Origin of the sequence: Streptomyces sp. SID486 (genome assembly GCF_009865385.1) — a bacterium.
In the GTDB taxonomy this organism is placed as follows: Bacteria; Actinomycetota; Actinomycetes; order Streptomycetales; family Streptomycetaceae; genus Streptomyces.
The window spans coordinates 1-4221 of sequence record NZ_WWJT01000151.1 but is presented as its reverse complement, the minus strand read 5'-3'; the positions used below and the strand labels follow the sequence as shown (position 1 = coordinate 4221).

The following is a 4221-nucleotide window of genomic DNA, read 5'->3' as shown; positions in this document are numbered from 1 at the left end:
CGCCCCCTCCGCCCGATGCCGTCCCGCCCCGCCCGCTCCCTCCGCCCGGTGTCCGCGGTGCTCGCCGCCCTCTGTCTGCTGGGCGGTGCGGCGGGGTGCGCGGACCGCCCCGCCCGGATCGAACTGTCCGCGGACGACACGATCAAGGCCGCGCAACGCGCCCTCACCGACCAGTGCCTCGCCCGCCGGGGACTGACACCACCCGGTTCCGGTGCCGGACCGCGCGGCGAGGCCGAGCAACGGCGGGTCAGCCAGGCGCTGTTCGGCACCGGGCCCGCGGAGCTGTCCCTCTCCCTGCCCACCGGCTACCGGGTACGCGCTCACACCGACGGCTGTCTCGCCGCCGCACAGCGCACCCTGTACGGCGACCAGCGGGCCTGGTTCCACGCCTCGACGATCGTCAACAACCTCGGACCCGAAGCCGCCTACCGCGGGGGCGACCTGGCCTCCGTCCGCCGTACGCACCGCACCGAGCTGGCCGACTGGCGGCGGATGCGCTCCCGGGCCCTCGAACGGGCCCGTGCCTTGCTGAACCGCGCACCCGACCAGCGGGCGGCCCGGACACCACGAGGGTGACCGGCCGTGCGGTGACCGGGCGCCCCTCGTCCATGCTCTGAGGCTCCTCAAGTGGCTTGGTCCGCAGTGATCACGGGAGTCATAGTGATCCCCATGAAAGCGATCGCGGGATTCACCAGGAAGTACGAAGCCGTGCTGCTCGTCCGGGACACCGAACTCGTCGCCGAGGCCCTGCGGCAGGCGCTTGAGGAAGCCGGGCCCGAGGAACGCCCGGGTCTGGAACGCGCCGTCGCCCTGCTCGCCTCGACGTCGGCCGACAGCGACGGGCAGCTGCGCGCCCGGTGGGTGCGCTCCCGGCTGGCCGCCGTCGGTTTCACCGGGGACATCGCATCGATAGCGGCACTGAAGGCGCTACGGCAGGCGGAGCCGCGGCTGAGCCTGATATCGGCCGTGGAGCTCCAGAAGGACGCGGTCGCCCATCCGGAGTGAACGGACCCGCCGGAGGGACGAGTTCGGCCGCCGGTCGGCCGGCCGTCATGGAGCCGGTCGGTCGGCCGTCACGGAGCCGGTCGGTCGGCCGGCGGGGCGCCGGGGTGGCTCCGGTGGCCGGCCGTGCCCGGAGCCGGTCAGGGTCACGGGTGCTCGTCCGACGGGAGATTCCCGACCGGGTCGTAGGCCGGCAGCTGCGTATGCCCTTCGGACCAGTGGTTGACCCACCCGCAGTTCCCGCACGCGTAGCGGCCGTTGACCCCCGAGATCTCCGTACCGCAGCGTCCGCAGCCCGTCGTCGTGATCTCCTGGCCCTCCAGGAACGCCGCCGCGGAGGCCGCGGTCCTGGCGTCCGTCGCCGGCGGGGTGTGCTCTCGTGTGACCGTCACGGTGCCGAGCCTAGCGGCGGGACGCCGGGGGACGAGAGACCCTCCCGGCACCGGCACCGGCACCGGACGCGGGCGGAGGGGTGGAACGACGTACGGACCGCGGGTCGGCGCCCTGACCGGGTGGCCGGCCGGGCCGCGGTCCGTACCGTGGGGACGGGCTGTGTCGTGGGGAGGTCAGCCCGCCTCGGTCACCGGCGTCAGCCCGCCTTGTTCAGCTGCGCGACGGCCTTGGCGAGTCCGTTGACCCACAGCTGGTTGACCCGGGAGCGCTCGGCGCTGTTCGGGTACCGGTTGGTGCAGGACGGACCGGGGCCGCCGCCGGACATCAGTTCGCTGCACGGACCGCTGTAGTGGTCGGGCAGGCCGAGCACATGGCCGGTCTCGTGGGCGGCGACTCGAACCGAGTCGTACTGCTGGTTCTGCGCGTAGTCCAGGAAGATGTAGCCGCGGCCGTGGCCGTTGGTGGAGGCGTAGGATCCGCTCGGGTCGCTGCCCTCGTAGTAGGCGAAGTCGCCGCTACCCGAGGTCGCCTGGAGCTTGACGTTCGACACCGAGGCGTTCCATATGGAGGCCGCGTTCGATATCTGGGAGCGGAAGCTCGGGGCCTGCGCGGCGTTGTAGTAGACGGTCACCACCTTCAGGGAGGGCTGTGCGGCCTGCCGTTGGGCGACCGACTTCAGGACGGCGTCGAAGAACGCCTTGTTGCCGGTGTTCTCGGCCGCACCCACGTAGGCGGCGGCGGTGTGGGTGGGGGCCGTGCCGGTGTTCTGGGCGGTCGCCGGGCTCGCGGTGCCGAGTGCGGCGGTGGCCAGACCGAGGCCGAGCGCGACGGCCAGGAGTCTTCTGCCGCTCTTCGAGCCGGTGTTCCTGCGGAACGACGCCATGGGGGAGCTCCTTCTCGTCCTGTGGGGTGGAACGATCGGTTGCCAGTGAGTCTGGGGCAGGCCGACGAGCTTGCGGATGATGGCATTCGGGGATAGCACCGGGCTATCGGCGGACAACCCGGTTCAAGCACACGTCATGTGGGCGGTGCCGCTGCGACACCCGCTGTACCGAGGCGCCCCACCGCCCGGACGCGGCGCGGGCGCGGCCCGGCAGAGCAGCCGGGCCGCGCCCGCGGACGGACCTCAGGGGTATGCCGTCACCGTGGACGGAGTCGTGGACGTCCCCGACGTCGGCGATCCCGTGTCGTTGATCACGTGCTCGAACTGGCCGTTGCCGCCCAGGGAGACCACCAGCAGGTCGTGGAACTTCACGCCCGGACGGTTCGGCGCGGCGAAGCCGTGGTGCTGCACGATGGACGGGGCGACGTTGTAGTAGCAGTAGCTGCCCAGGCCCCAGCCCTCGTGGGCGGTGACGTTGTCGCCGACCTTGTAGGCCGCGTAGCCCTTCACGGAGCCGTTCTGGATGGCGGCCTGGTTCGGGGCGTCGTACGCCTTCTCGTTCTGGAAGAAGATCGTGCGGCCTCGCTGGCCGTTCCACTGGACGTCGTACTTGTTGAAGTGCTCCACGAACAGGCCCGTGCAGAGCACGTCGTCGCCGTTGACCACGATGCCGTAGTCGGCGCGGTTCGTCTCCCAGCCGACGCCGGTGCCGTGGTCGGCGCGCCAGACCCAGGTGTGGTCGACGATGGTGTGGCGGCTGTTGATCACCATGCTGGTGGTGGCCTTGCCGGCACCCGCGCCGCCGATCCGGACGAAGACGTCCTGCACGGTGGTCGGGTTGGCCGAGTGGTCCGCCGAGGCGCCCGCCGGGCCGACCTCCAGCAGCGTCGCCGAGTTCACGGGACCGGCGTCGACGAGGAAGCCGGCGAGCCGGACCCCGTCGACGTCGGCGACCTTCAGGACCGTGGTCCCGTTGTCCGGCACGAGCGTCGCGTAGCCCAGGCCCAGCACCACGGTGCCCGCACGGTTGACCTGTATGGGCTGGTCCACGTGGTAGATGCCCGGCGTCAGCAGCAGGTGAAGTCCCTGTGCCAGGGCCTGGTTGAGGGTCGCCGCGCTGACGCCCGGCCTGGCGACGTAGAACTGCGACAGCGGCAGTGACGTGCCCCGCGGTGTGCCGCTGCCCCAGGTGACACCGCGGGCACCCGTCCGCTTCTCCGGCAGGAAGACGCGGAACTCGCTGCCGCTGACGTACAGGAACGGCTTCTCGCGGGAGACGGGTGTGGTGTCGAGCGTGGTGTACGGCGGGTTGGGGAAGCTCTGCGCGGGGGCACCCTGGACGCCCGAGAAGACCATGTTCCACACCCCGTTGAGCCAGCCGCCGATCACGCTGTCCCGGGTGTACCACTGCTGCTGGGAATAGGGGCCGACCTGGCCGTCGACACGGCTGTCCGCGATGTAGCCGCCGCTCGCCCAACCGTAGCCGGACGGAGCGAGGTTGAGGCCGCCGCGTACGTGCATCCGGCGGAACGGGGCCGCCTGCGCCACCGCCCACCGGTTGGTGCCGCTGACGGGGACCAGGGCGAGGTTCTCCGCCGACCGCCAGAAGTTCTGGGTGGCATTGCCGTTGAACCAGCCGGCGTCGACCGTGACGTCACCGTTGATCGTGGTGTCGTCGGGGGAGAGGCCGAGGCCCGCGATGGAGGTGTAGAAGCCGATCTGGGCGTTCAGCCCGCTGTAGGTGCCCGGTTTGAAGAACAGGGCGTAGCGGCCGGTGCCGAACTGCGCCGACTCCTGCTGGTGGAAGACCTGGTCCAGCTTGGCCTGGATGCCCGGCGTGGACGGGTCGAACACGATGACGTTCGGGCCGAGGTCGCCGCCGCCGGGCAGGGCGGCGGGCGCCGTGCGGGTCGCGCCGGCCGCCCGGGCGGGCGTGGACACGC

The 4221-nt window shown here is 71.7% G+C and carries 5 protein-coding genes; 2 read left to right on the top strand and 3 right to left on the bottom strand.

From position 1 onward, the window contains the following. Together GT045_RS07455 and GT045_RS07450 are read left to right on the top strand one after the other, a co-directional pair. The coding region (locus GT045_RS07455; protein WP_345942573.1) for a hypothetical protein at positions 1-576 on the top strand (576 nt) is incomplete at its 5' end. A 93-nt stretch (positions 577-669) separates the two neighbouring features. Beyond that, positions 670-1005: a hypothetical protein gene (locus GT045_RS07450; protein ID WP_161287311.1), complete on the top strand. Its 336-nt coding sequence runs from the start codon at positions 670-672 to the stop codon at positions 1003-1005. A gap of 143 nt (positions 1006-1148) precedes the next feature. Here the strand turns inward: GT045_RS07450 and GT045_RS38795 are convergent, their stop codons facing one another. The 3 genes from GT045_RS38795 to GT045_RS07440 form a co-directional block, all read right to left on the bottom strand. Next, the gene (locus GT045_RS38795; RefSeq protein WP_202515008.1) at positions 1149-1394 is read right to left on the bottom strand and encodes a hypothetical protein; all 246 of its coding nucleotides are present in this window, start codon (positions 1392-1394) and stop codon (positions 1149-1151) included. Between the two features lie 197 nt (positions 1395-1591). Then, complete coding sequence (snpA, locus tag GT045_RS07445) at positions 1592-2278, bottom strand: snapalysin (RefSeq protein WP_161333677.1); 687 nt, start codon at positions 2276-2278, stop codon at positions 1592-1594. Positions 2279-2521: 243 nt separating this feature from the next. Beyond that, the coding region (locus GT045_RS07440) for a coagulation factor 5/8 type domain-containing protein (RefSeq protein ID WP_161333676.1) at positions 2522-4221 on the bottom strand (1700 nt) is incomplete at its 5' end.